Raw genomic sequence first — 21672 nt, forward strand, 5'->3', positions numbered from 1 at the left:
GAGGACATGTCCGTGTCTTCCCACAGAGTCGATCGGTGAGCTCCGCGCTCGAAAAAGTCATCGCGGGCCGTCCGGTTACATTACCGGGGCCTCACATTCTGGACGACTTCGAGCGTGCCCGGAGCGAAGGCGCTGCTCGCGACCAGGGCCGCCAGGAGGTCCACCGCAGTATCTTCCACGGGCCAGTCCAGCTGAAGGGCGTTCGTGCAGAACAACCACAGTTGAAACACAAGAATGGACAACGAGCACACCTCCCTGATAAGCACGGCAACCGCATCGACGGGCCGACACAGGTCGAGGGCGTACAGAACAACTGTTTCTCAGCCGGTCCGGCAAGCCCACCCGGCACGTGGGCGACGGCGGAACGCGCGGATCCGCTCGCTTTCGGTAGGCACCGCCCCCGCCCGCAGGAAGGCCAGCAGCTTCGGCACCCCTACGTGGCTCGGGACGTCGATGTTCCGTTTGCGCCCTATAATCGCCCGACTCAGCACCGGCGGCTTCCTGGTCGTCACCGGCGGCTCGACCGCGGGGGAGACCCGAGCCATGCGGGCCGAACCCGCCGGGTGCCAGGCGTGGGCTCCCCTCGCACTGCCGACCTGCGGCCAATCACGGGCCTGAAACCGCCCTTGGCGAAAGGCCAGGTGCCGTGGCTGGATGATGTCGAGGACCACATTCGCGCGGGCCGGAGCCCGCGCTCCCCCGACTCTCTTTATTGTGCAAGTGACAGTAACTGAAGTACTCTGCAGACCATGCAACATGACGCGTGGTCACCTCCTCCTGTCTTACTGACGGTCGATCTCGTGATCCTGACGCTGCGGGAGGGCCACCTGCACACCCTCCTGGTGGAGCGGGGTGAAGACCCCTTCCGCGGTATGTCCGCCCTGCCCGGAGGATTCCTGAACCACGACGGCGAGGAGATTCTGGATGCCGCTCACCGCGAACTGAGCGAGGAAACGGCCCTGACATCCAGCTGGGTCCACCTTGAACAGCTGGGCGTGTACGGGGAATCGGGCCGCGACCCCCGCGGCCGAGTCGTCTCCGTGGCACACCTGGCGATCGCGCCGGGACTGCCCAACCCGGTCGCGGGGACGGATGCCACCGATGCCGCGTGGGTTCCCGCGCACGCCGTGCTGTCGGGAAAGGTGGAACTCGCCTTCGACCACCGCCGAATCGCAACGGACGGGATCGAATACGCGCGTACCAAGCTTGAGTTCTCGTCGCTGGCCACGGCCTTCTGCGGGGCGGAATTCACCATCGCAGAGCTACAACAGGTGTATGAGGCCGTCTGGGGCACCGCACTCGACACTCGCAACTTCTACCGCAAAGTCCAGGCCGCGAAGGGATTCATCATCCCCGTCGGTGCGGACCGCAGGAGCACGGGCGGCCGGCCCGCACAGCTATACCGGGCCGGCCCGAAGACCGTGCTTTTCCCGCCACTGATCCGCCCCGCGCCGCCCGCAACGGAAGAGAAAACGAGAGAGGAAGAGTAATAGCTGTCGAAAGACCCGGTGGTGATTCTCACCGCCCTCAATCTCGAGTATCAGGCCGTACGTCAGAAGCTGGCGAGTCTGCAGACGCACCGTCATGAGCGTGGTACCCGGTTCGAAGTGGGAACCGTGCAGGGTACCTCGTGCCGTGTCGCACTCGGCCTGACGAGCAAGGGGAACCATTCCGCCGCGGTGATCGCCGAACGCGCGATTCAGGAGTTCTCGCCGGTGGCCGTGCTGTTCGTCGGGATCGCTGGCGCTTTATGGGACGCCACGAGGTTAGGTGACGTCGTCATGGCGTCACACGTGTACGCATATCACGGTGGGACCGGCGAGGACGACGGGCTCAAAGCACGCCCCCGGGTGTGGGAGGCACCGCACGACATCAGCCAGCTCGCCTCGCACCTGGCCCGTTTGAACGACTGGGCGGGTTCTGCCTCCGGCTGCGAGGACGCGCCACAGGTTCGCTTCGGGGCGATCGCCGCCGGCGAAGTCGTCCAAAACTCAAGAATCTCGGCCGAGGCGAAGTGGATTCGGCAGCACTACAACGACGCTCTCGCCATCGAGATGGAGGCGGCCGGTGTGGCGCAGGCCGGCCATCTCAACGGGGCCCCGGTGGCCATCATTCGGGGAATCAGCGACCGGGCGGACGGCACGAAGAACAGCACGGACGACCGCAACTGGCAGCCGCAGGCCGCAGCGAACGCAGCGGCGTTCGCTATCCGACTGATAGTGGAACTGGCAGCGGAACAGGAGGAGACCCCCGTGCCCCGGGACGGCAGGGTCCCTTCGGCCGACCGGCCCGACCGACACGTCAGCAATACCGTTCACAGCAGCACCGTCGGCATCATGGCCGACTCGGTCACGGACAGCAGCGTTCACATGAACATGGTTCCGCAGAAGTCCGGCCCGATAAATCTGATCGCGGCGCTCAACGGTTTCCGCGGAAGTTTGAGGCGGCACCACGCTGAAGGCGCCCTCGACGAGGACACCTACCGGGAGGCCTTGGCCGACCTGGACTCCGCCCTCCGGTCGGCCAGGGGAAACAGCCCAGATTCGTCGAAGCAGGCGACCATGACGCTCAGGAGACTGCGCGGATTGGTCGTGGAGTGCCCTGGGCTGATGGCCGAGCTAGCCCCCTTGGTCGCCACAGCCGGAGACCGGGCATGAACGACAGCTACGGTGCCACGTACGGCTCAGCCGCGTATGACTCCAACGTCGGGATTCAGGCGGAGACCGTACACAACTCCAACGTCTACTTCGTCCGCCCGGATGCTTCGCCGCAGGAGAAGTACAGGGTGGGAGTGCGGCTTCTGGAAGACGGAATTCCCAGCCGTGCCCGCGAAATGATCACGGACGCGATCGCCCACGGTTACCACAACGCGGAGGTTCGCTTCCACTGGGTGCTCGCCATGCTCAGCGCACGCACCTACCACGACCTCAGCGTCGAAGAGGTCCAGCGGCTGCGCCACGCCTCCGGGCTCGTGCGGGCCTACGCGGAGGACGAGTGGAAGGACTCCCTACGCGTCACTTTCGACCTGCTGGCGGCGCTCGGCACCGCGAGCGGAGCGACCGGACCTGTGCTGAAGCAGCTGCAGGACCTGCCGTCCCGCCAGCATGATGCGATCCTCCGCCACTTCGACCTCATGCTCACCGGAGGTCTGAAGGACGACCTGTGGGCGGAGACCCTCGAACGAGCTGAGGCGGAGCGCTTCGGCAACGACCGGGTCGGACGGGTCTGGGCCTATTTCGAGCCCTCCCCCATAGGCGCGCGTGCCGTACTCCCCCGCCTGAGCACTGATGCCGCCGCCGCTGCCCGGGCGGGCCTTCCGCTCCGGCTGGTCCTGTTCGTAGTCAGCAGTGCGGTCCTCGGGGCCCTGGCTTGGATCGCGCATCCGGCCCAGGCGGTCTTCGAGTTACTGCTGGCACTCGTAGCGGGCCGCACCGCGGCCCGCTACGGCGTCCGGTGGTGGGGCCGGGAATCCCGACCGGGCCACACGGCCGGGGCCGGCGCCCCGCAGCCGCACGGTCCCGCACCTGCCGAGGACGGGTTCACCAAGCGCGTCCACAGCAAGTTCGATCACTACTTCAGCGTCCGCACACCCCACGGATTCGCCCCGGAAGCCTGGCTCGCGCACACCGCTGAGGTCCGCAGTGCCCTCGCCGCCGAGATCGCGGACCTCTACCGGGAGAGCCGAATCAGTGTGGACCGGGTCACCTGGCTGATCCGGTACCTCGCCGAGGAGAGCAGGAACCGCCACAACAACGGCACCCTTTTCGATCGGCACCGCCAGGACCGGACGCCGGCCAAAACGAAGGTCCTGAATGTAGCAGCCCTTGTTGTTCTCGGCGCCGTGGCCCTGTCAGCATTCAGCACGGCGGTGTCGGGAGCTGCCCAGCCGCGGCCACTGTGGGCGTTCCTGGCCTTGCTCGGTGCGACCTGGTCGGGTCACGCGGCCGCTCAGCTGTGGCTGGAGTTCCGACGTGAAAGACACCGAGTGGCCCGGGAGGCTCGGGAATACCAGGAGGAGCTGGCCGCACGGCAGAAGGCGCATGAGCGTTGGAAGGCGTTCCTAAACGAAACCCGCCCCAGTGAGCGGGAAATGGAGACATGGCTCACCTGCGACAAGACTTCGTTCGTGGACGAGGCACTGCGGCACCATCGGCTCACCTGGCGGGACCTGATCACGCACACCATCCTGGCGGCCCCGGCGCCCTCCTACAAACGAGCCCGGGTCCGGGGCGGCCCGTGGCGGTACTCGCACTACGTCATCCGCCTTTTCCTGTTCACCCGGGACGGCATCCGCGAGATCAGCTCCGAACTCAAGTTCGTCGACTCGACGCGCAGGAACGAGCAGCGGAGCAACTACCGGTTCGACGCACTGTCCTCAGTGCAGGTGACGGAGAACACGGATGTCGGCTACGACCTGGAACTCGTCTTCACGAACGGACCAACCCGGAAGATCCGTGTCAAGGACGCCGATGCCCATCAACTGGCACCGGACGAGAGCGCCCGGGAGATTTCCGAGATCAGTCTCAGCGCGGCCGGCTTCACCCATACTTTCCGCCTTTTGGAGGGCATCGCGGCGGACGGGAAGGACTGGATCGAACGGCACAACCCCGACGATCTGACGCCCTTCCAGGTCACCGGCTGATCCCGGAATCGAGCACAGGAATGGCTGCGAACTCCATGGACGATGTCACCGAGAGCAAAGTCCTGCTGGCCGAGTACGACCGCCTCAAGGAGGAACAGAAAACCCGCATAGGGTTCCGCGACAACCTACTCTACTTCACGCTCGCCGCGGTCACCGCGGTCGTGGCAGTCACCGTCCACAGCGGACAGTCCCGACTGTTGCTCTGCGCCCCCGCGATCTGCCTGATCCTGGGCTGGGCCTACCTGGTCAATGACGAGAAGATCTCGGCGATCGGCTATTACGTCCGCGACCAACTGGGGCCGCGCATAGGGGAACTCGCCTCCGCCCAGGGCACGGTGTTTGGCTGGGAGGTCTACAATCGCAACCTTGCGGGCCGCACCCTGCGCAAGCGGCTTCAAACCGCGGTGGACCTGTTCACGTACCTGATACTGCCGATGGTCTGCACGATCGCATTCTGGTGCTCTCCCGCCGCTCGGCCCCTGCTCGTGCTCACTTCTCTCGTGCAGACGCTCGCCTTGGCTGTGCTGGGCTGGCAGTTTCTGCGCCGTACGGAGCGGTAGCACCAGGCCCTCGCCAGGCACGCGTACGACACCTCCGACCTCGGGGTGCGAGTCGAACTCCGCTGCATAGTCAGCAGGCGTCCGGCTCACGCTCGTACAGTCCGTCAAGCTCAACGGGCTATGCCCGTCCGTCGGTCAGTTTGAAGGGCAGTTTGGCCAAGCCTCAGCCCGGATCCTGGGCGAACCTCCCACTGCTGGATCCAGGGGATCAGTTTCTGCATGTTGATGCCGACTCAGGAGGGAATCTGGTATGCGCTCAGGTGAGGCTACTGGTGGTGCGCGCGGGCCAATTGCAGCAAGGTCTGCCTCGTTCAAGCCGGACCAGCCGAGCAGCAGGCCCTTGCCAGCGACAACAACGTCGGGATAGAAGATGAAGCGTTCCCGGGGGATGTCGAGGCCGCCTCGGTGCGACCAATAGGACGCGTGCTGGAAATCAGCGCTCACGAACTTGGGTGGAACGGAATCCTCAGTCTTCACCTGCTTGTCCTCGCGACGCTTAAGCTCCCAGACCTGCTCGCGCTGGGCACGCTTACGCAGAGCCGACTCCTTGTATCGCTTCGCTGACGCGTACGGCACATGCTCTGTGGCCGCGAGGGGCCCGTCCGGCAGCTCGCATCGTGGCAGTCGTTCACACACGACCTGAGCCAGGCGCCGAGCAGCTTCTGAGTCGAAATCGCTTTTGCCAACGCAACACAGATGGCGTGAATGCGCCAGTCGCGACTCGGGACATGCACAGGGAATTGGCGGCAGGGTGGGCTGTCGAAGCCACGCAGCGCGCAAGGTGCGAACATACTTTGCCGGAACGCAAACCGCTTCCGTCCGCAGCTCCTCCCCTCCCGACGCCTGCGGCGCCTGGCTCGGGAGCGTCGGTACTGGTCGACGACGAGGGCGGCGGTCGTGCCGGGTGGTCGCGGCTGAGGCCGTGCAGGCGCGAGGTGATGCTTGCCTGTACCACTGCGGCACGGAAAGGTGTGGAGCGAGCGCGGGGGTGCGATTTCCCCTTTCTCGCCCGCGAGCCAGCCGAGTGGGGCGTCGGGCCGTTGTGCGAATGCGGTGGCAACGCCGACGAGGGAGAAGGCGCGCGCGATCACGTCTCCGGCCGCCCGTGCCCGGCGGACGCCACCGGCGTTCCGATCGTCTACACCTGCGTTCTCGATCCCGCCGACAGGACCTGTCGGGACGGCGAGATGTTCACCGGCACGGTGAAGGCCACCGCGCCTTTTTCCGTCACGGTCGATCTCGCGATCGTATAAGAACTCCTAACGAAATAGACCTGGAGGTTCACCAGAGCGAGCAATTCTCCAGCGGTGTACGGCAGTTCTCCCCGCGGCGGACACCACGCCGCCTGGGCCGGATGTCAGTGCCGTGTGGCACTGTCGCCCCGTGATCATCGTCATCGTCGGATCGATCGGGGGACCCAATGGCGGCCAGTGATGAGGCGGCCGAGGAGACTATGGAAGCCGGTGTCGCCCCAGTCCCGGGGGTGTGTGACGAGAGGCATGGCGAGGACCGGCTGCCTCGGGCGTACATGCTGTGGCTCGTCGGCATCCTGGTGTCGCTCGTGGGCAATGCGGTCTTCTACTTCGCCCTCGGCTGGGCAGCCAGCGAGTATGGCGGGAGCGTCGCGGCGCTGGCCCTGAGCGCGATCACGCTGCCCCGCGTCCTGCTCCTTCTCATCGGAGGAGCGGTCAGCGACCGCGTCAGCGCACACCGCGTGCTGATCACCGGCGATGCCGCGATGCTGGTGTTCTCCGTCGTTCTCACGGCCGTCGCCTACTCCGTGGGTGCTCCGCCCTTGTTGCTCATCGCAACAGGCATTGCGGTCGGTGTCGTCGACGCGTTCTATCTGCCAGCCTCAGGGTCCATGCCCCGACGGTTGGTGGACAAGGCTCAGTTGCCTCGTGCGTTGTCTCTACGCCAGGTCGGCGGTCAGGTGATCAACATGGGAGGCGGTCCGCTGGCCGGTGTGCTGGTCGGCCTGGCAGGGCTCGCGGGCGCCGCTGTCGTCAACGCGGTCACCTTCGCCTTCACCCTCGTCGTCCTGATAGTCATCCGTCCGCAGCACGACGTGCCACCGGCCCCAAGGTCGGACGGTCTCCTCAAGGAAGCCTTGAGCGGGGTGAAGGTGGCCTTCTCCCATCCGGTGCTGCGCCCGGGATTGTGGCTCACCGGAGCGGCGGCCGGTTTCCTGTTGCCGGTAATGTCCCTGCTGGTCCCCCTGCTCGCTCGCGAAGAGCGGTGGAGCGCGGGATCCGCCGGGCTGGTGCTCGGCGCGCAGGGCGTGGGCATGGTGGCGGTCACCCTGGTGGTGGTGAAGCGCGGCCCGCTGGGGCGGCCTGGACTGATGGCGGCGAGCGCGCTGATCCTGGCGGGTGTGGGCGTCCTCGCGCTTGGTCTCTCCCCCAGTGCGACCTTAGCTGTCGCTGCCGGCCTGGTCATCGGAATCGGTAACGGGACCTTCTCCGCACACATCGCGCCGCTAGTGCTCGCATCATCGCCCGACTTCCACCTGTCGCGAATCCAGGCGGTGCTGGTACTCGTACAGAGCTTGGCCCTGTTGCTCATGAACAACGTGCTCGGCGCACTTGTCGACCTTCAGGGCGCCACCGTCATCGTTGTCGCCTGTGCCGTCCTGCTCGTCGGCGTGGGGCTCACCGGTCTGACCTCCGGCCCGCTCCGAAACGACCGAACGGGGCTGAGGCGCCCCTGACTTCACCCGTCGCTGGGAAGTGCTACCGCAGCGATTTGAGGCGCCGCCAACAGATCAGAGCGCAGCCGAGGATGAGGAACGCCTCGTGGATGTCATCGCGCATCTCCCAACGAATCCGAAGCCGGCAGAACCAGTGCAGATGGGCGAACGCGCGCTCGACCACCCACCGTTGAGTCCCCAGACCGGCACCGTGCGCGGTGCCGCGGCGGGCGATCAGCGGCTTCACGCCGAGATCCCAGACCAGGCGGCGGTACTTGTCGTGGTCGTAGCCGCGGTCACCGAGCACGATGTCCGGACGGCGCCGGGGCCGGCCGCGCTTGCCACGCACGGGAGGTACGGCCTGGAGCAGTGGAATGAGCTGGGTGACGTCGTTGCGGTTCCCGCTGGTCAAGGTGGCGGCAAGCGGGATGCCGGTGGCATCGGTGATCAGATGATGCTTGCTGCCCGTCCTGCCCCGGTCGACAGGGCTTCGTCCCGTCTTGGGCCCCCTTTAAAGCCCGGATGTGGGAGCCGTCGACGGCTGCCCGGGAGAAGTCCAGGGCGTTCGCGCCGCGGAGTTCGGCGAGCAGGACCTCGTGCAGCTGAGGCCACACCCCGGCCTCGGTCCACTCGGCCAGGCGGCGCCAGCACGTCATGCCCGAGCCGAAGCCGAGTTCCTGCGGCAGGTGTTCCCAGGAGATCCCGGTGTGCAGCACAAACAGGATGCCCTGGAACACCAGTCGGTCCGGATGCCGCTTGCGTCCCGGGTGCCGAGTTCGGCGCTCAACCTTGGGCAACAGCAGTTCGACCATCGCCCACAACTCGTCATCAACTTCCCACGGCTTCGGCCGAGCCACCCCACACCCCCGGATCAACAGCCCCGGAGTGATCCAACCACCTCGAAGATCATTTCGTTAGGAGTTCTAAGGCCGCCCGAGCCCGGTCGGCAATGCGCGGCCGTCAGGTTCTACGACGAGTGCCGCCCCTCCCATCGGGCAAGTGACGTGTTGCCGCCGCGACTTGGCCGAGGAGAGCAGCGGATGCGTCCTCGCGCCCTTCCTCCGCGGAACCCCGCGTCGCGGCCCCGTCCTGTCGTCCTGTCCCCCGCGAGAGCTACGTGCAGGTGTCCACCGTGCGGTGACGATTCGCGGGCGGTGGATACGTAGCGTTCTGGCTGGTCGCGGCGGGCTGCTGCGGTCCGCCGACGTACCTCGATTCGCTGGAGAGCCGAATGACCCGCAACCGCAAGACCCCTGCCGTGATCGCTCTGTGCTGTGCCGTCGCCGGTGTGGGGCTTGTCGGGTGTGACGACGAACCGTCGCCGGCCACCGACGCAGCCGGCAGCTCCGCTTCGGCGGAGCAGGCGCTGCAGGGCAGCAAGAAGATCAAGGTTGACGGTCGGTCGGTGCACGTGTCCTGCTCCGGACGAGCGGCGGAGGGTCAGCCGGTGGTCATGCTGATGCACGGCGGTGGCGACGACGTGAAGAAGATGGCCGGTTTCCAGAAGAAGCTGAGCAAGAAGAATCGTGTGTGCTCCTATGACCGTCTCGGCGCGGGCACGAGCGACAAGCCCAAGAAGGCGCAGAGCATCGACGACAGCGGGAAGGTGCTGAACGGGGTGTTGGACAAGGTCGCCGGTGACAACCCGGTTGTCCTGGCCGGGCATTCGCTCGGCGGGCTGATCGCCGCCCGGTTCGCACCGGACCACCAGGACAAGGTCGCGGGCCTGGTCCTGATGGACGCCACCCCGCCGACGCAGAACGCCGACGTGAAGCGGGACGTTCCCGAGTCCGCCGACGGACCGGCCGCCGAGGTACGGGACCAGTTCGTCGCGATCTCCTCCGGGCAGAACCCGGAGAAGCTCGTGATACGGGACGGCAAGGTGCGCTCCGCCGGGGACATTCCGGTGGAGGTGCTCAAGCACGGGAAGCAGTACCTCGCGGAGATCCCCCAGTACGGGAAGGCCATGGAGCGTTCGTGGTCCGAGGGCCAGAAGAAGTGGCTGAAGATCTCCAGCAACAGCTCGCTCGCCACCGCGTCCAAGAGCGAGCACTACATCTACGTCGACGAGCCCGGCCTCGCCGCCAAGGCGGTCGAGCGCGTGGCCGCGCAGGCGGCCCGCACGTGAAATCCCCACGGGTCGAGTGGAGTCGGCGCCGCCGCGGCGCACTGCGGGAGCGGATGGATACCGACGTCGGGTTTGTGCGATGACGAGTCCGCGTAGGCTCCGGGAACTGTGGCGGCGGCTCCCCGTCACGGTCCGGGACCTCCCGTTGGGGCTGCCGTTCCTGGTCGCCTCGCTCCTGCCGTCGCTGCACAACAACGGGACGCAGCTCGGCGGCGTGCCGGACCGCCCCTTCGACACGCTGGCCGTCGCGGCGATCGCCCTGCAATGCCTGCCGCTGGCGCTGCGGCGCCGGTGGCCGCTCGCCTGCGTCCTGCTGGTCGTGCTCGGCTTCGCCGTCGACCAGCTACGGGGGTACCACACCTTCGCCGGGAGCGGGCTGCCCATCGCAGTGCTGAGTGCGGGGGTGCACCTGGACCGTCATCGGCGCCCCACGTTCGTCCTCCTCGCCCTGGCGTACGTGCCGTTGGCGGTTGCGCTCGATCGGCTCGGCTCGGGTGAAGGGCTCGGAACGTTCGTGACGTTCTTCGCTGCGGTGGCCCTCGCGTGGGGCATCGGGGTGCGACTGCGCTCCACTCGGGCCGAGGAGGCCGCGCGCCGCCGCCGCGTCGCCGACGAGACGCGCACCGCCGAACGCACCCGTATTGCAAGGGAACTCCACGACGTGGTGACCCACCATGTGACGGCCATGGTCGTGCAGGCGGAGGCGGCCCGCTACCTGACCGGGACGCCCGAACGCCTCGACCAGACCCTCGACGCCGTCACCGACACCGGCCGGCACGCCATCGGCGACCTGCGTCACCTGCTCGATCTCCTCAACCCGGACCACCGCACCGCCCACCGCAACGGCACCGGAACGGAGATCGGAACGCCCCCGGCCGGCAAGCTCCGCGCCCTCGTGGAGCAGACGCACCGCGCCGGCCAGCCGGTGGAGTTGAGCGAGGAAGGCACGCCCGCCGAGTCGACGGTCGGCGACGAACTGGCGTACCGGGTGGTACAGGAGTCCCTCACCAACGCGCTCAAGTACGCCTACGGCAGCCGCACTTCGGTCCGGGTGCACCGTGGCCCGGCCGAGATCACCGTGGAGGTCGGCACGGACGACGCCCGCTTCCGCTTCCCCTCTCCCGGCGGCAGCGGACGTGGCCTCGCCGGCCTCCGCGAACGAGTCGACGTGCTGGGCGGCGACTTCAGCGCGGGCGGCCGGGAAGGTGGCGGGTTCGTCGTACGGGCGCGTATACCCGCCGGCGGCCGGACGTGACCAGCCGCCCCGGGTTTCGTCCGGGACTGTCAGGCCCGGTCGGCCGACGGCTGTTGGCGACGCCCTGAGGGGTGGCGCCTCCCCCGACGGGCGGTTCGCGTCCACACGCGGCAGTCGGTGAGGGCATCGGCCTGTTCGTCCGCGCGTACGACACGGAACGGTCGGCGAGCGCACCGACGAGGTCCCGCACGCTCGACGACGAAGGGCCGGCCCAGAGCGGCGGGGCTCGGAGGCAGCCGGTCGAACCGCTCGGCACGGATTTCGTCGCGCAGTCGGCGCTCGGTGGCCCCGCCCCGCCCGGCAGGCCCGTCCTCCTCCAACGTCCCGAGGCGACAGGCAAGCGGAGCCTGCTCGATTGCCCGCGGACCCGGCCGGTACCGGTATCCGGCCGTGGCGCGACCCGCCGGCACGCACTCTGCCGGACCGGGTTCCGGAGGAGCTTCGAAGAAGACCGGCAGAGCCTTGCGCCTGCGACGCGGTCGAGCCGCAGGGCTCCCGGCCTCCTCACCGTGATGTACCACCGGCCTGCCTGGGTGTGCGTGCGGAGTGGGTCCGCGGCGCCGTCCGTCGCGGTCGGTGTCGAGACCACCGGTGGCGCGTCGCCTCGGCGAGGGGCGAGAAGAGCGTCGGGGAACCGGGCTCGTCCGGGAAGGCGAGCGCCGGCATGCGAGCCCCCACCTGCGGGGAGGCTCGCCGCACCAGCGGCCACGACCGCGAGGCTGGCGGTGGCACTTCCTCGACAGTCCGGATGCGTGCAGGCGTCTTTCGGCCACGGACGCGGTGAGTGATTTCATGGCGTAACCGCGAGGAGGCGCGGGTAAAGTGCGGCAGGCGGAGGCACGTCCACGGACGCGTTCCGTGCTTCTCTCGCGTCAAGGAAGGATTGTGATGAGTCCTCAACCGAACCCCAGCGGTGGCCTGCCCGCCGCCTTCACGGCCTCTGAAACGTCGTCCTTCCTGGACTTCCTCTCCGCGCAGGCCCCCGAGCTGGTCCCCTCGCACCGTGAGCTGCCGCGCGTGGAAGGTGAGTTCCAGGCACCGCACGGCACCACGATCGTCGCGGTCACCTACGCGGACGGGGTGCTGGTCGCGGGCGACCGCCGGGTGACGATGGGGAACGTCATCGCGCACCGCGAGTACGAGAAGGTCTTCCCCGCGGACGAGCACGCGGCCGTCGCCATCGCGGGCACGGCCGGCCTCGCCGTCGAGCTGGTGAAGCTCTTCCAACTGGAGCTGGAGCACTACGAGAAGATCGAGGGCACGGCGCTCTCCCTCGTCGGCAAGGCCAACCGGCTGACCACCATGGTCCGCGGCAACCTCGCCATGGCCATGCAGGGCTTGGCCGTGGTGCCGATCCTCGCCGGCTACGACCTCGACCGCGAGTGCGGCCGCATCTTCACCTACGACGTCACCGGCGGCCGCACGGAGGAGACGGGCTTCGCCGCCACCGGCTCGGGTTCCGTGTACGCGCGCGGCTCGCTGAAGAAGCTCTACCGGCCGGGGATGTCGGAGAACGACGTCGTCACCGCGGCGGTCCAGGCGCTCTACGACGCCGCCGACGACGACTCGGCCACGGGCGGCCCCGACCTCGCCCGCCGCCTGTTCCCCCTCGTCGCCCTCGTCACCGACGAGGGGTACCGCCAGCTCTCCCAGGACGAGATCACTTCCGTCGCACAGTCGGTCGTCGACAACCGCATGGAGTCTCCCAACGGGCCCCAGGCACCGGTGCTCTGACGCCGCCCCGGCCTGGGAGCCGGTGCACGGGAACCGGCCGACCTCCGGGTCGGCCGGTTCCCGTGTTCTCGGAAGCGCCGCACCTGCACGACGAACGCCGGCCGAGTCCGAACGACGGCGCAACGGACGCCCCTCCCTTGGAACGCCCGTCCATGCCCGGCATCAGCCGAGGCGCCCGCTTCCGTACCGCCTGCGTACGCACGCCGCCCGCGCTTTCACCGGCGAGGCGGGTACTCACCAGCGCCTCGGCGCCACCCGCGCGGAACTCCCGCACCGGCACGTCTCCACGCCTCCGCCCGGCGGTGCGGAGACCCCGCAGGCTCAGGCGCTCGGCGGCTGCTCGGTCCTGGCTCCCCCTGTCGCCTCCCAGCCGGCGAGGGCAAGGGCGCGGTACGCGGCGTACTCGGCGGCCGGGTCGGGGGCGCCCGCCCACGGGAGCGCGCCGACGTAGCCGTCGACGACCTGCACGGCGTCGATCGCCTCGCCGTAGCGCTCGGCACGCACGAGGAACCAGACGAGCAGGTGCAGGACGTGGGGGCGTACCGGGTGGTCCTCCGGCGCCTGGTCGACGGCGAATTCGGCGGCCTCGATGGCCCGTTCGATCTCGGCGCTCTGGTAGAGCCCGCGCACCATGTTCACGTCGGGCAGGTGGTCGTGGACGGCGAAGAGCGGCAGCGCGGGGAGGAGACTGCCCTGTGTCGCGTGGCTCGCTGCCGTCTGCGCGAAGGCGTCGGCCTCCTCCTTGGAGCCGGCCCACTGCTGCGACCAGTACGGCAGCGCCGCGAGGTGGGCGCCCATGTGGTCGGGGGCGTGGCGGCGCACCGTCGCCCAGAGGGACTCGAAGTCCGCCTTGCGGTAGCCGAGATGGCGCGCGAGCACCAGCTCGGTGACGTACGGGGTCGGATCGTCGGCCTGGAGCCGCTGCGCGTCCTTGCAGACGTTCCGCGCCTCCTCCAGGACGATCTGCCGGTCGGCCGAGTCGTCGGCGAGCGCCTGCCAGGTGAGGAACTGCGCGTACACCTGCGCCCCGCCCGGGTCGCGCGGCTCCTCCGCGCGCCAGGTGCGCAGCCACGCCGCACCGCTTAGCCCGCCCTCGGGCGGAGAGGCCGGCTCGCCCTTGGTGAACGACACCTTCGAGGGACCCGGGACGGAGTCCTCCAGCGGCGACGCCTGCGCACGGCGCCCCTTGCGGCCGCCGTTGTCGTCCTGCGCTTCGCGCAACGCCGCCCGCTCGCGGGCGAGTTCGACGGCCGCCGCGCCCGCGATCGACTGCACCCGCTGCCAGCGCAGCTCCCACTCGTCCCCCGTGAAGGCGAGGAGGCGGCCCACCGGCCGCCAGTCCCCCGTGCGCTGCGTCTCGTCCAGCGCCTCGATCAGCTCGCGGTCAGGGCCCGGCAGGCGCACGTCGAGCTCGTGCTGCGGGGTCAGTCCGTACCCCGCCGTCGGGTCGGCGGCGCGTACGGCGGCCTGGCCGCCCTCGCGCGCGAGCCGTCTGCGGCGGACGGCGGGGGCGATCACCAGGCCGACGACGGCGGTCAGGACGATCAGCAGGAGGAGGGCTTCCATGGCGTCGGGTCTCCACGAGGTACGGGTCGGCAGGGGGCGCGGCGGCCGGGGTGCGCCTCACGGACAACGTCCGGGGCGGCGCTGGTGCTTCCTTGGAGGCGGATTTCGGACATCTGTCGGCTCGCTCGTCTTGCGGTGTCAACACGGCCGGGTGCGATGACCTCGGCCGGTCCTGAGTACACCGTACGGCCCATTACGCTCGCTGCATGAGTGAGCAGCGCGACAGTTACAAGAGCTTCGAGACCCTCGCCATCCACGCGGGACAGACGGCGGATCCCGCGACGGGCGCGGTCGTACCACCGATCTACCAGGTATCCACGTACAAGCAGGACGGAGTCGGCGGCCTCCGCGGCGGCTACGAGTACAGCCGCTCGGGGAACCCGACCCGAGGGGCGCTGGAGGAGAACCTCGCAGCGCTGGAGGGCGGCAGGCGCGGCCTGGCCTTCGCCTCCGGCATGGCGGCCGAGGACTGCCTGCTGCGTACCCTCCTCAAGCCGGGCGAGCACGTCGTGATCCCCGACGACGCTTACGGCGGCACCTTCCGCCTCTTCTCCAAGGTCGCCGAGCGGTGGGGCGTCGAGTGGTCGGTGGCGCACACCAGCGACGTCGCGTCCGTGCGGGCCGCGGTCCGTGAGAACACCAAGGCGATCTGGGTCGAGACGCCGTCCAACCCGCTCCTCGGCATCACCGACATCGGCGCGCTCGCCGACGTGGCGCGCGAGAGCGGTGCGCGGCTCGTCGTCGACAACACCTTCGCCAGCCCCTACCTCCAGCAGCCCCTCGCCCTCGGCGCCGACGTCGTCGTCCACTCGACGACCAAGTACATGGGCGGGCACTCGGACGTCGTCGGGGGCGCGCTCGTCGTGCGGGAGGAGGAGCTCGCCGAGCAACTCGCGTTCCACCAGAACGCGATGGGCGCCGTCGCGGGTCCCTTCGACGCGTGGCTCGTGCTGCGGGGCGTCAAGACGCTCGCGGTGCGCATGGAGCGGCACTGCGCCAACGCCTCCCGCATCGCGCAGATGCTCACCGCGCACCCGCAGGTCACCGAGGTGTACTACCCGGGGCTGCCGAGCCACCCGGGACACGAGACGGCGGCGAAGCAGATGCGCGCCTTCGGCGGGATGGTCTCCTTCCGGGTGCGCGGCGGCGAGCAGGCGGCCGTGCGGGTCTGCGACCGCACCCGGCTCTTCACCCTCGGCGAGTCGCTCGGCGGCGTCGAGTCGCTGATCGAGCACCCCGGGCTGATGACGCACGCCTCGGCGGCGGGCTCCGCGCTGGAGGTGCCCGAGGACCTCGTCCGGCTCTCCGTCGGCATCGAGTCGGGCGACGACCTCCTCGCCGACCTGCAACAGGCTCTCGCCGACGTGTAGTTGGCAGGGGACGGCCCCCGCGCGGGGCCGTCCCGCCCGGCGTGACACGGATGCCTCGCCCCGCTGGCCCCGGGGGCGGAGCCTGCCTACGTTCGCCTCGTGAACGCTATGGAGTTGGCGGCCGACGGTCTCAAGATCGACTGGACCAAGATGCCGACCTACAACACGGTCATGTCCGTCGCAGCCGGCGCCGGCCTGCTGCTCGTCGTCGCGCTCGGCTTCCGTCTGCTGACCGGCCGCCGGGTCGTCGCCGAGAGCTGGGCGCTCGCCTTCGGCGCGCTCGGGTTCCTCCTCGTCGTGACGGGGCTCCACATGACGCTGACCTGGCCGCTGGCCGGGCAGGGGTTCCCGTTCGACAACATCATCTTCGGCGAACCGGCACTCGCCTTCGGGGTGCTGCTCTCCACCGCCGCGTTCTTCCTGTGGAAGCGGGGCGGCACGCTCACCGAGGCGGCAGGTGACGCGGGCACGCGGACGGGCGCCGCCGTGCTCGCGGGGCCCGTCTCCGTGTTCGTCTTCGGCATGGGGCTCGCCTGCTTCGGCATCGCGGCGGCCGGGTGGAAGTACACGCTCTTCGCCGCGCCTCCCGAGGAGCCGATCTCGGGCGAGTTCGCCGACTACCCGGTGCTGGAGGCGAGCTTCATCTCGGGGCTCTACGTGCTCGTCGGGATCGGTGCCGTCCTCTTCCCCTTCGTGCTGCGCAGTGCACGCGCCGGGTGGCTCGCGAAGGTGACGGGCGCGGCGTGGACGATCTCCGGTGCGCTCTTCCTCCTCTTCGGCGCGCTCAACTACTTCACGCACATCGGCCTCATCGTCAACACCATGTGAAAGGGCGCCCGTTCGCGTCACCAGTCGACGGTCGGCGTCGTCTCCGGCGCCCCCGCCCACGGCTGCTCGATCGAGAGCCACACCGCCGCACCGCAGACGAGGAAGAGCACCACGGCCCACACCAGGGCGAGCAGCGCCCTCCTGCGACGCAGCAGCCGCTCCCCCGCGACGGCCGCGCGCAGCGCGAGGTCCGGCGGCACCACCGGGTGGACGGACTGCCGCAGCAGCAGCCGCACCTCGGTCTCCTTGCGGTCCGGCAGGCTCACGCCGCGTCCCCGACGGGATCGCGCGGCCGGCTAAGCGCCGCCGCCATCCCCCTCTCGCAGAGCGCGCGCACCCGCTCGGGCGGAAGCCCCAGCCCGGCGGCCGCCTGCTCCTCGGCGACTCCCTCGCCGTGGCGGAGGACGACCACCAGACGCTCCTGCGGGGGCAGCCGGGAGAGGACGCCGCCCTCCGCCCGGCGATGGCGCCGGCGCTGCCGCGCGAAGCGGGCCGCGAGCTCCTGCCGGGTGTGCTCGTACGGGTCGTCGCCGCGCAGCCGCGCCCAGTCCGCGTACGTCCTCGCCAGTGCGGAGACGAGGAGGCGCTCGGCCGCGGGGGCGCGCGCCGGCGGCTCGCCCGTGAGGAGCACGGCAGCGTGCAGCAGTCGCCCGCCGGCGCCCGCGACGAACGCGTCGAACTCGCGGGCGTGGCGCTGCGCTTGGCGTCTTCGTCCCCGGCTCACCGCGCCTCCCTGCGGCTATGGGACGGCAGGCGCGCTGATCAAATCAAGAGGTCGGAGCGCCTGGCGCGGTCGAGGGGCGGATGTCGGAGAGCGCCGTGTTGAACCTCGTGAGCAACGAGCAGAACTCGGCCACCTCCTCCTCGCTCCACTCTTTGGTGAGGACCCCCATCAGGTCGCGGCGCGAGGTGCGGACGTCGTGGAGACGCTCCAGGCCCTTCTCGGAGAGCTTCAGCACCACGGCCCTGCCGTCCTCCGGGTCGGTCGCCCGGCTCACGAGGCCGGCCTCGACGAGCGGCGCCACCTGGCGGGTGACCGTCGAGGAGTCGATGCGCATCCCCGCGGCGAGTGCCTTGACCCCCATCGGGCCCTCGCGGTGCAGACGGTTGAGGAGCAGGTAGGCGGCCCTGTCCATCGAGTTGCGCAGCGGGCCGAGCCCGCCGAGGCGCGTCTGCTCGGCACGGCGGGCGAAGACGGCGACCTGATGCTGGAGCGTCACCAGCACCTCGGCCTGCTCGGCTGCGATCTCGTCGGACTCCTCCGCTGCGGCGTCGGCGGTGTCGGGGTCGGCGTGGTCGTCGGTGAGGTGAGTCGTCATGTCCGAAGGAGTGGGCATGGCCGGGGTGCTCGCTTCTCTGAGATTTTCCTGTCAGGGACAGAATTTTGTATGACCGTGGTTGACGAACAGGGTACGCGGCTGGGCCATTCCGCGTACCTCCGCGCTCGGAGCGGAGGTCCCACAGATTGCCCGGGGACGGCCGGCCCCCTCAACTCGACTGCGAGACTGGGCTCATGGCCGCTGGCACCGCCGGGAGCGGAAGTGCTCCCTCAGTAACTCTGGACGACGTTCGACGTGCGCAGAAGACCCTGACCTCCGTCTCGCGCACCACAGCTTTGGAGGGAAGCCGCCACCTCAGCTCGCTCGTCGGCTCCCCCGTCCTCTTCAAATGCGAGAACCTCCAGCGCACGGGATCGTTCAAGCTCCGCGGCGCCTACGCGCGGATCGCAGGGCTCAGCGCCGGGGAGCGCTCCCGCGGCGTCGTCGCCGCGAGCGCAGGCAACCACGCGCAGGGCGTCGCCCTCGCCGCCTCGCTCCTCGGCGTCGCCTCGACCGTCTTCATGCCCGTCGGCGCCCCGCTCCCCAAGGTGGCCGCCACCCGCGAGTACGGCGCCCGGGTGCGTCTGCACGGCCAGGTCGTCGACGAGACGCTGCACGCCGCGCAGGCGTACGCGGAGGAGACGGGCGCCGTCTTCATCCACCCCTTCGACCACCCGGACGTCGTCGCGGGCCAGGGAACGGTGGGCCTGGAGATCGTCGAGCAGTGCCCGGAGGTGCGGACGATCGTCGTCGGCGTCGGCGGCGGCGGGCTCGCGGCCGGGATCGCCGTCGCGGCGAAGGCGGTTCGGCCCGAAGTGCGCGTCGTCGGCGTGCAGGCCGAGGGAGCCGCCGCCTACCCGCCCTCTCTTGCGGCCGGGCACCCGGTGGCACTGGAGCAGGTCTCGACGATGGCCGACGGGATCAAGGTCGGCCGGCCCGGAGGCGTTCCCTTCGCACTCGTCGAGGAGTACGTCGACGAGGTGCGCACCGTCTCGGAGAACGACCTCTCCAGTGCGCTGCTGCTCTGCCTGGAGCGGGCGAAGCTCGTGGTCGAGCCGGCCGGGGCTTCCCCGGTCGCCGCCCTCCTCCACGATCCGCGCGGATTCGAAGGTCCGGTCGTCGCCGTGCTCTCCGGCGGCAACGTCGACCCGCTCGTCCTCCAGCGCACCCTGCGGCACGGCATGGCGGCGGCCGGACGGTACCTTTCCCTGCGCCTGCGCCTCACCGACCGGCCCGGCGCGCTCGCGGCGCTGCTGCGGAAGCTCTCCGAAGTGGACGCGAACGTCCTCGACGTCGGCCACACCCGCACCGATCCGCGGCTCGGCCTCGACGAGGCCGAGGTCGAGGTGCACCTGGAGACGAAGGGCCCCGAGCACTGCGTCGACGTCGCCTCCTCGCTGCGGGCCGCCGGATACCGGGTGGTGAGCTGAGCCGGGAGCCTTCCAACTCACGACTGTCGCAACCCCGTTGACGCGATACATCGCGTCCCTCATAGTGGTCTCCGGCGACGGCCCCCGGCCGTACGCCGCCCTCGGCCGTGCCCTGGATCGGCCGATACGGGAGACGGGGGAGGGGGAACCATGCCGGCGACCGCGCGACCGCCACCGCGTGCTGCCCGCCCGCGTCTCGGCGCACTCGGTGCGCTCTCCACCCCACCGCCCCCTTCCCACTGGAGTCCCTTATGCCAGGCGCAATTCACGCCGAGGGCCTCGTCAAGACCTTCGGCGACGTGACGGCACTCGACGGCGTCGATCTCGACGTCCCCCAGGGCACCGTCCTCGGCCTGCTCGGCCCGAACGGCGCCGGCAAGACCACCGCCGTCCGCATCCTCACCACCCTGCTCACCCCGGACAGCGGCACGGCTTCCGTCGCAGGAGTCGACGTCCTCAAGGACCCGACGGAGGTCCGCCGGTCCATCGGCGTCTCCGGCCAGTTCGCCGCCGTCGACGAGTACCTCACCGGACGGGAGAACCTCGACATGGTCGGCAGGCTCTACCAGATGCCCGCGCGGCAGGCGAAGCGAAGAGCCGAGGAACTCCTCGACCAGTTCGACCTCGCCGACGCCGCCGACCGCACCGCGAAGACCTACTCGGGCGGCATGCGGCGCCGCCTCGACCTCGCCGCCGCACTCGTCGTCCATCCGCCCGTGATGTTCATGGACGAGCCGACCACGGGGCTCGACCCGCGCAACAGGCAGGCGCTCTGGGAGGTGATCGAGGACCTCGTCGCCGGCGGCACCACGCTCCTCCTCACCACCCAGTACCTGGAGGAGGCCGACCACCTGGCCCACGCCGTCGCCGTCGTCGACCACGGCCGCGTCATCGCCAGGGGCACCTCGGACGAGCTCAAGGCGCGCACCGGCGGCGAACGCGTCGAGACGGTCGTCCACGCCCAGGCCGACCTCACGCGCGCCGCCGAACTCCTCGACCGCCACGCCCTCCACGGCCCCGGCCAGGGCTCCGTCACCGTTCAGCGGCAGACCCGCCGGCTGACGGTCCCGGTGAGCGGCGGCACCAAGCTCCTCGCCGAAGTCATCCGCGACCTGGAGGCGGCCGCCATCGAGATCGACGACATCGGCCTGCGCCGCCCCACCCTCGACGACGTCTTCATCTCCCTCACGGGCCACGCCACGGCCGAGGGCGCGCAGCCGGGCGGGGAAACCTCAGGGGAGGAGCCCAAGTGACGGACATCGCACCGACCTTCACCAGCACGGCACCCCGCGGGAGAGGGGGGCCGGCCCAGTCCGTCCGGGACTCGCTCGTCGTCGCCAAGCGCAACCTGCTGGGGATGGTCCGCATCCCCGAGACGATCCTCTTCGCGCTCTTCCAGCCGATCATGTTCGTCGTGCTCTTCAGTTACGTCTTCGGCGGCTCCATCCAGATCCCCGGCGCCGGCCTCGACGCCGCCGCCTACCGCGAGTTCCTGATGGCCGGCATCTTCGCGCAGACCGTCACCTTCGCCACCGCCGGCTCCAGCGCGGGGCTCGCCGCCGACATGAGCAAGGGCCTGATCGACCGCTTCCGCTCGCTCCCCATGGCGCGCGGCGCGGTGCTCACGGGGCGCACCCTCGCCGACGCACTCCAGACGGCGCTCACCCTCGTCGTCCTGGCGATCGTCGCACTGCTCGTCGGCTGGCGCGTGCACGCCGGCATTCCGAAGGCGCTCGCCGGCTTCGGACTGCTGCTTCTCCTCGGCTACGCCTTCACCTGGATCGGCGCCCTCATCGGGCTCTCCGTCCGCTCACCCGAGGCGGCCACGTCCGGGGGCCTGGTCTGGCTCTTCCCGCTGACCTTCATCTCGGTCGCCTTCGTCCCCTCGCAGAACATGCCGGCGTTCCTCCAGCACGTCGCCGAGTGGAATCCGTTCAGCGCCACGGTCGTCGCCGGGCGCGAGCTCTTCGGCAACCTGCCGCCGCACTACCCGACGCCCGACGCCTGGCCGATGCAGCACCCGGCGCTCGCGTCGCTGATCTGGTCGGTGCTGATCATCGCCGTCTTCCGGACACTCGCCGTGCGGAAGTACCGCAGGAGCGCCTGACGGTCGGCGGGACGAGCACGGGAGAGGGGCGGGCCCCGCCTGGG

The 21672-nt window shown here is 69.7% G+C and carries 19 protein-coding genes and 1 pseudogene; 14 read left to right on the forward strand and 6 right to left on the reverse strand.

The annotated features are described in order from the left end of the window. Positions 1–749 precede the first annotated feature (749 nt). Genes F603_RS0107480 through F603_RS0107495 form a run of 4 tightly spaced genes read left to right on the forward strand, consistent with a single transcriptional unit; the run spans position 750 to position 5202 of the window. Positions 750–1490: an NUDIX hydrolase gene (locus F603_RS0107480; protein ID WP_026328214.1), complete on the forward strand. Its 741-nt coding sequence runs from the start codon at positions 750–752 to the stop codon at positions 1488–1490. A 3-nt stretch (positions 1491–1493) separates the two neighbouring features. After that, positions 1494–2657, forward strand: coding sequence for a 5'-methylthioadenosine/S-adenosylhomocysteine nucleosidase family protein (locus F603_RS0107485; protein ID WP_026328215.1), 1164 nt, complete (start codon positions 1494–1496; stop codon positions 2655–2657). Next, the gene (locus F603_RS0107490; protein WP_019545392.1) at positions 2654–4642 is read left to right on the forward strand and encodes a hypothetical protein; all 1989 of its coding nucleotides are present in this window, start codon (positions 2654–2656) and stop codon (positions 4640–4642) included. Before F603_RS0107485 ends, F603_RS0107490 begins: the two co-directional genes overlap by 4 nt. Positions 4643–4662: 20 nt before the next feature. Beyond that, positions 4663–5202, forward strand: a complete 540-nt coding sequence (locus tag F603_RS0107495; RefSeq protein WP_019545393.1) for a hypothetical protein — start codon at positions 4663–4665, stop codon at positions 5200–5202. Positions 5203–5337: 135 nt separating this feature from the next. Here the strand turns inward: F603_RS0107495 and F603_RS36490 are convergent, their stop codons facing one another. After that, positions 5338–6165, reverse strand: coding sequence for a DUF7008 domain-containing protein (locus F603_RS36490; RefSeq protein ID WP_425426953.1), 828 nt, complete (start codon positions 6163–6165; stop codon positions 5338–5340). 155 nt (positions 6166–6320) lie between these two features. Here F603_RS36490 and F603_RS35040 point away from each other — a divergent pair. Both F603_RS35040 and F603_RS0107505 read left to right on the forward strand, forming a co-directional pair. Then, positions 6321–6455 (forward strand): annotated as a pseudogene (locus F603_RS35040) (Uma2 family endonuclease); the annotation flags it as partial. A gap of 167 nt (positions 6456–6622) precedes the next feature. After that, on the forward strand, positions 6623–7912 hold the full coding sequence (locus F603_RS0107505) for an MFS transporter (RefSeq protein WP_019545395.1): 1290 nt from the start codon (positions 6623–6625) through the stop codon (positions 7910–7912). A 22-nt stretch (positions 7913–7934) separates the two neighbouring features. On the opposite strand, the gene F603_RS33920 is transcribed toward F603_RS0107505, so the two are convergent. Continuing rightward, positions 7935–8703 (reverse strand): IS5 family transposase gene (locus tag F603_RS33920; protein ID WP_169379055.1). Its coding sequence is split into 2 segments (ribosomal slippage): positions 7935–8403 and positions 8402–8703, totalling 771 coding nucleotides; the frame shifts between segments, so codons are not numbered across the junction. A gap of 419 nt (positions 8704–9122) precedes the next feature. On the opposite strand from F603_RS33920, the gene F603_RS0107515 reads away from it, so the two are divergent. The 3 genes from F603_RS0107515 to prcB all read left to right on the forward strand — a co-directional run bounded on the left by F603_RS0107515 (position 9123) and on the right by prcB (position 13008). Further along, on the forward strand, positions 9123–10019 hold the full coding sequence (locus F603_RS0107515; protein WP_019545397.1) for an alpha/beta fold hydrolase: 897 nt from the start codon (positions 9123–9125) through the stop codon (positions 10017–10019). 79 nt (positions 10020–10098) lie between these two features. Next, a complete protein-coding gene (locus F603_RS0107520) occupies positions 10099–11274 on the forward strand; it encodes a sensor histidine kinase (RefSeq protein WP_019545398.1) in 1176 nt (391 codons plus the stop codon). 888 nt (positions 11275–12162) lie between these two features. Next, the gene (gene prcB, locus F603_RS0107525; protein ID WP_019545399.1) at positions 12163–13008 is read left to right on the forward strand and encodes a proteasome subunit beta; all 846 of its coding nucleotides are present in this window, start codon (positions 12163–12165) and stop codon (positions 13006–13008) included. Between the two features lie 321 nt (positions 13009–13329). Here prcB and F603_RS0107530 read toward each other — a convergent pair whose 3' ends face one another. Beyond that, entirely contained in the window at positions 13330–14574 is a 1245-nt protein-coding gene (locus F603_RS0107530) for a hypothetical protein (RefSeq protein WP_019545400.1), read from the reverse strand. Between the two features lie 206 nt (positions 14575–14780). Between F603_RS0107530 and F603_RS0107535 the strand changes: the two genes are divergently transcribed. Beyond that, positions 14781–15944, forward strand: a complete 1164-nt coding sequence (locus F603_RS0107535; protein WP_019545401.1) for a cystathionine gamma-synthase — start codon at positions 14781–14783, stop codon at positions 15942–15944. A gap of 108 nt (positions 15945–16052) precedes the next feature. Continuing rightward, the gene (locus tag F603_RS0107540; protein ID WP_019545402.1) at positions 16053–16772 is read left to right on the forward strand and encodes a DUF981 family protein; all 720 of its coding nucleotides are present in this window, start codon (positions 16053–16055) and stop codon (positions 16770–16772) included. Between the two features lie 17 nt (positions 16773–16789). Here F603_RS0107540 and F603_RS0107545 read toward each other — a convergent pair whose 3' ends face one another. The 3 genes from F603_RS0107545 to F603_RS0107555 are packed head-to-tail and all read right to left on the reverse strand — an operon-like array spanning position 16790 to position 18109. Then, the gene (locus tag F603_RS0107545; protein ID WP_019545403.1) at positions 16790–17038 is read right to left on the reverse strand and encodes a hypothetical protein; all 249 of its coding nucleotides are present in this window, start codon (positions 17036–17038) and stop codon (positions 16790–16792) included. Further along, complete coding sequence (locus tag F603_RS0107550) at positions 17035–17496, reverse strand: sigma factor-like helix-turn-helix DNA-binding protein (protein ID WP_019545404.1); 462 nt, start codon at positions 17494–17496, stop codon at positions 17035–17037. The genes F603_RS0107545 and F603_RS0107550 overlap by 4 nt, the downstream gene beginning before the upstream one ends. Before the next feature lie 43 nt (positions 17497–17539). Further along, positions 17540–18109: a MarR family winged helix-turn-helix transcriptional regulator gene (locus tag F603_RS0107555; RefSeq protein WP_425426954.1), complete on the reverse strand. Its 570-nt coding sequence runs from the start codon at positions 18107–18109 to the stop codon at positions 17540–17542. A 176-nt stretch (positions 18110–18285) separates the two neighbouring features. Here F603_RS0107555 and ilvA point away from each other — a divergent pair, with 176 nt between their 5' ends. From ilvA to F603_RS0107570, 3 genes are all read left to right on the forward strand, one after another. Next, a complete protein-coding gene (gene ilvA, locus F603_RS0107560) occupies positions 18286–19521 on the forward strand; it encodes a threonine ammonia-lyase (RefSeq protein WP_026328220.1) in 1236 nt (411 codons plus the stop codon). A gap of 251 nt (positions 19522–19772) precedes the next feature. Then, on the forward strand, positions 19773–20774 hold the full coding sequence (locus F603_RS0107565) for a daunorubicin resistance protein DrrA family ABC transporter ATP-binding protein (protein ID WP_019545407.1): 1002 nt from the start codon (positions 19773–19775) through the stop codon (positions 20772–20774). After that, the gene (locus tag F603_RS0107570; protein WP_019545408.1) at positions 20771–21628 is read left to right on the forward strand and encodes an ABC transporter permease; all 858 of its coding nucleotides are present in this window, start codon (positions 20771–20773) and stop codon (positions 21626–21628) included. The genes F603_RS0107565 and F603_RS0107570 overlap by 4 nt, the downstream gene beginning before the upstream one ends. The last annotated feature ends 44 nt before the right edge of the window (positions 21629–21672 follow it).

The sequence above is a fragment of the Streptomyces sulphureus DSM 40104 genome, assembly GCF_000381025.1.
GTDB lineage: Bacteria > Actinomycetota > Actinomycetes > Streptomycetales > Streptomycetaceae > Streptomyces > Streptomyces sulphureus.

Bases quoted from the DNA above. Each gene is read 5' to 3' on its own strand.
- F603_RS0107480 (WP_026328214.1), top strand. From the start codon at position 750: ATGCAACATGACGCGTGGTCACCTCCTCCTGTCTTACTGACGGTCGAT.
- F603_RS0107490 (WP_019545392.1), top strand. From the start codon at position 2,654: ATGAACGACAGCTACGGTGCCACGTACGGCTCAGCCGCGTATGACTCC.
- F603_RS0107495 (WP_019545393.1), top strand. From the start codon at position 4,663: ATGGCTGCGAACTCCATGGACGATGTCACCGAGAGCAAAGTCCTGCTG.
- F603_RS0107505 (WP_019545395.1), top strand. From the start codon at position 6,623: ATGGCGGCCAGTGATGAGGCGGCCGAGGAGACTATGGAAGCCGGTGTC.
- F603_RS0107515 (WP_019545397.1), top strand. From the start codon at position 9,123: ATGACCCGCAACCGCAAGACCCCTGCCGTGATCGCTCTGTGCTGTGCC.
- F603_RS0107520 (WP_019545398.1), top strand. From the start codon at position 10,099: ATGACGAGTCCGCGTAGGCTCCGGGAACTGTGGCGGCGGCTCCCCGTC.
- prcB (WP_019545399.1), top strand. From the start codon at position 12,163: ATGAGTCCTCAACCGAACCCCAGCGGTGGCCTGCCCGCCGCCTTCACG.
- F603_RS0107530 (WP_019545400.1), bottom strand. From the start codon at position 14,574: ATGGAAGCCCTCCTCCTGCTGATCGTCCTGACCGCCGTCGTCGGCCTG.
- F603_RS0107535 (WP_019545401.1), top strand. From the start codon at position 14,781: ATGAGTGAGCAGCGCGACAGTTACAAGAGCTTCGAGACCCTCGCCATC.
- F603_RS0107540 (WP_019545402.1), top strand. From the start codon at position 16,053: ATGGAGTTGGCGGCCGACGGTCTCAAGATCGACTGGACCAAGATGCCG.
- F603_RS0107555 (WP_425426954.1), bottom strand. From the start codon at position 18,109: ATGCCCACTCCTTCGGACATGACGACTCACCTCACCGACGACCACGCC.
- ilvA (WP_026328220.1), top strand. From the start codon at position 18,286: ATGGCCGCTGGCACCGCCGGGAGCGGAAGTGCTCCCTCAGTAACTCTG.
- F603_RS0107565 (WP_019545407.1), top strand. From the start codon at position 19,773: ATGCCAGGCGCAATTCACGCCGAGGGCCTCGTCAAGACCTTCGGCGAC.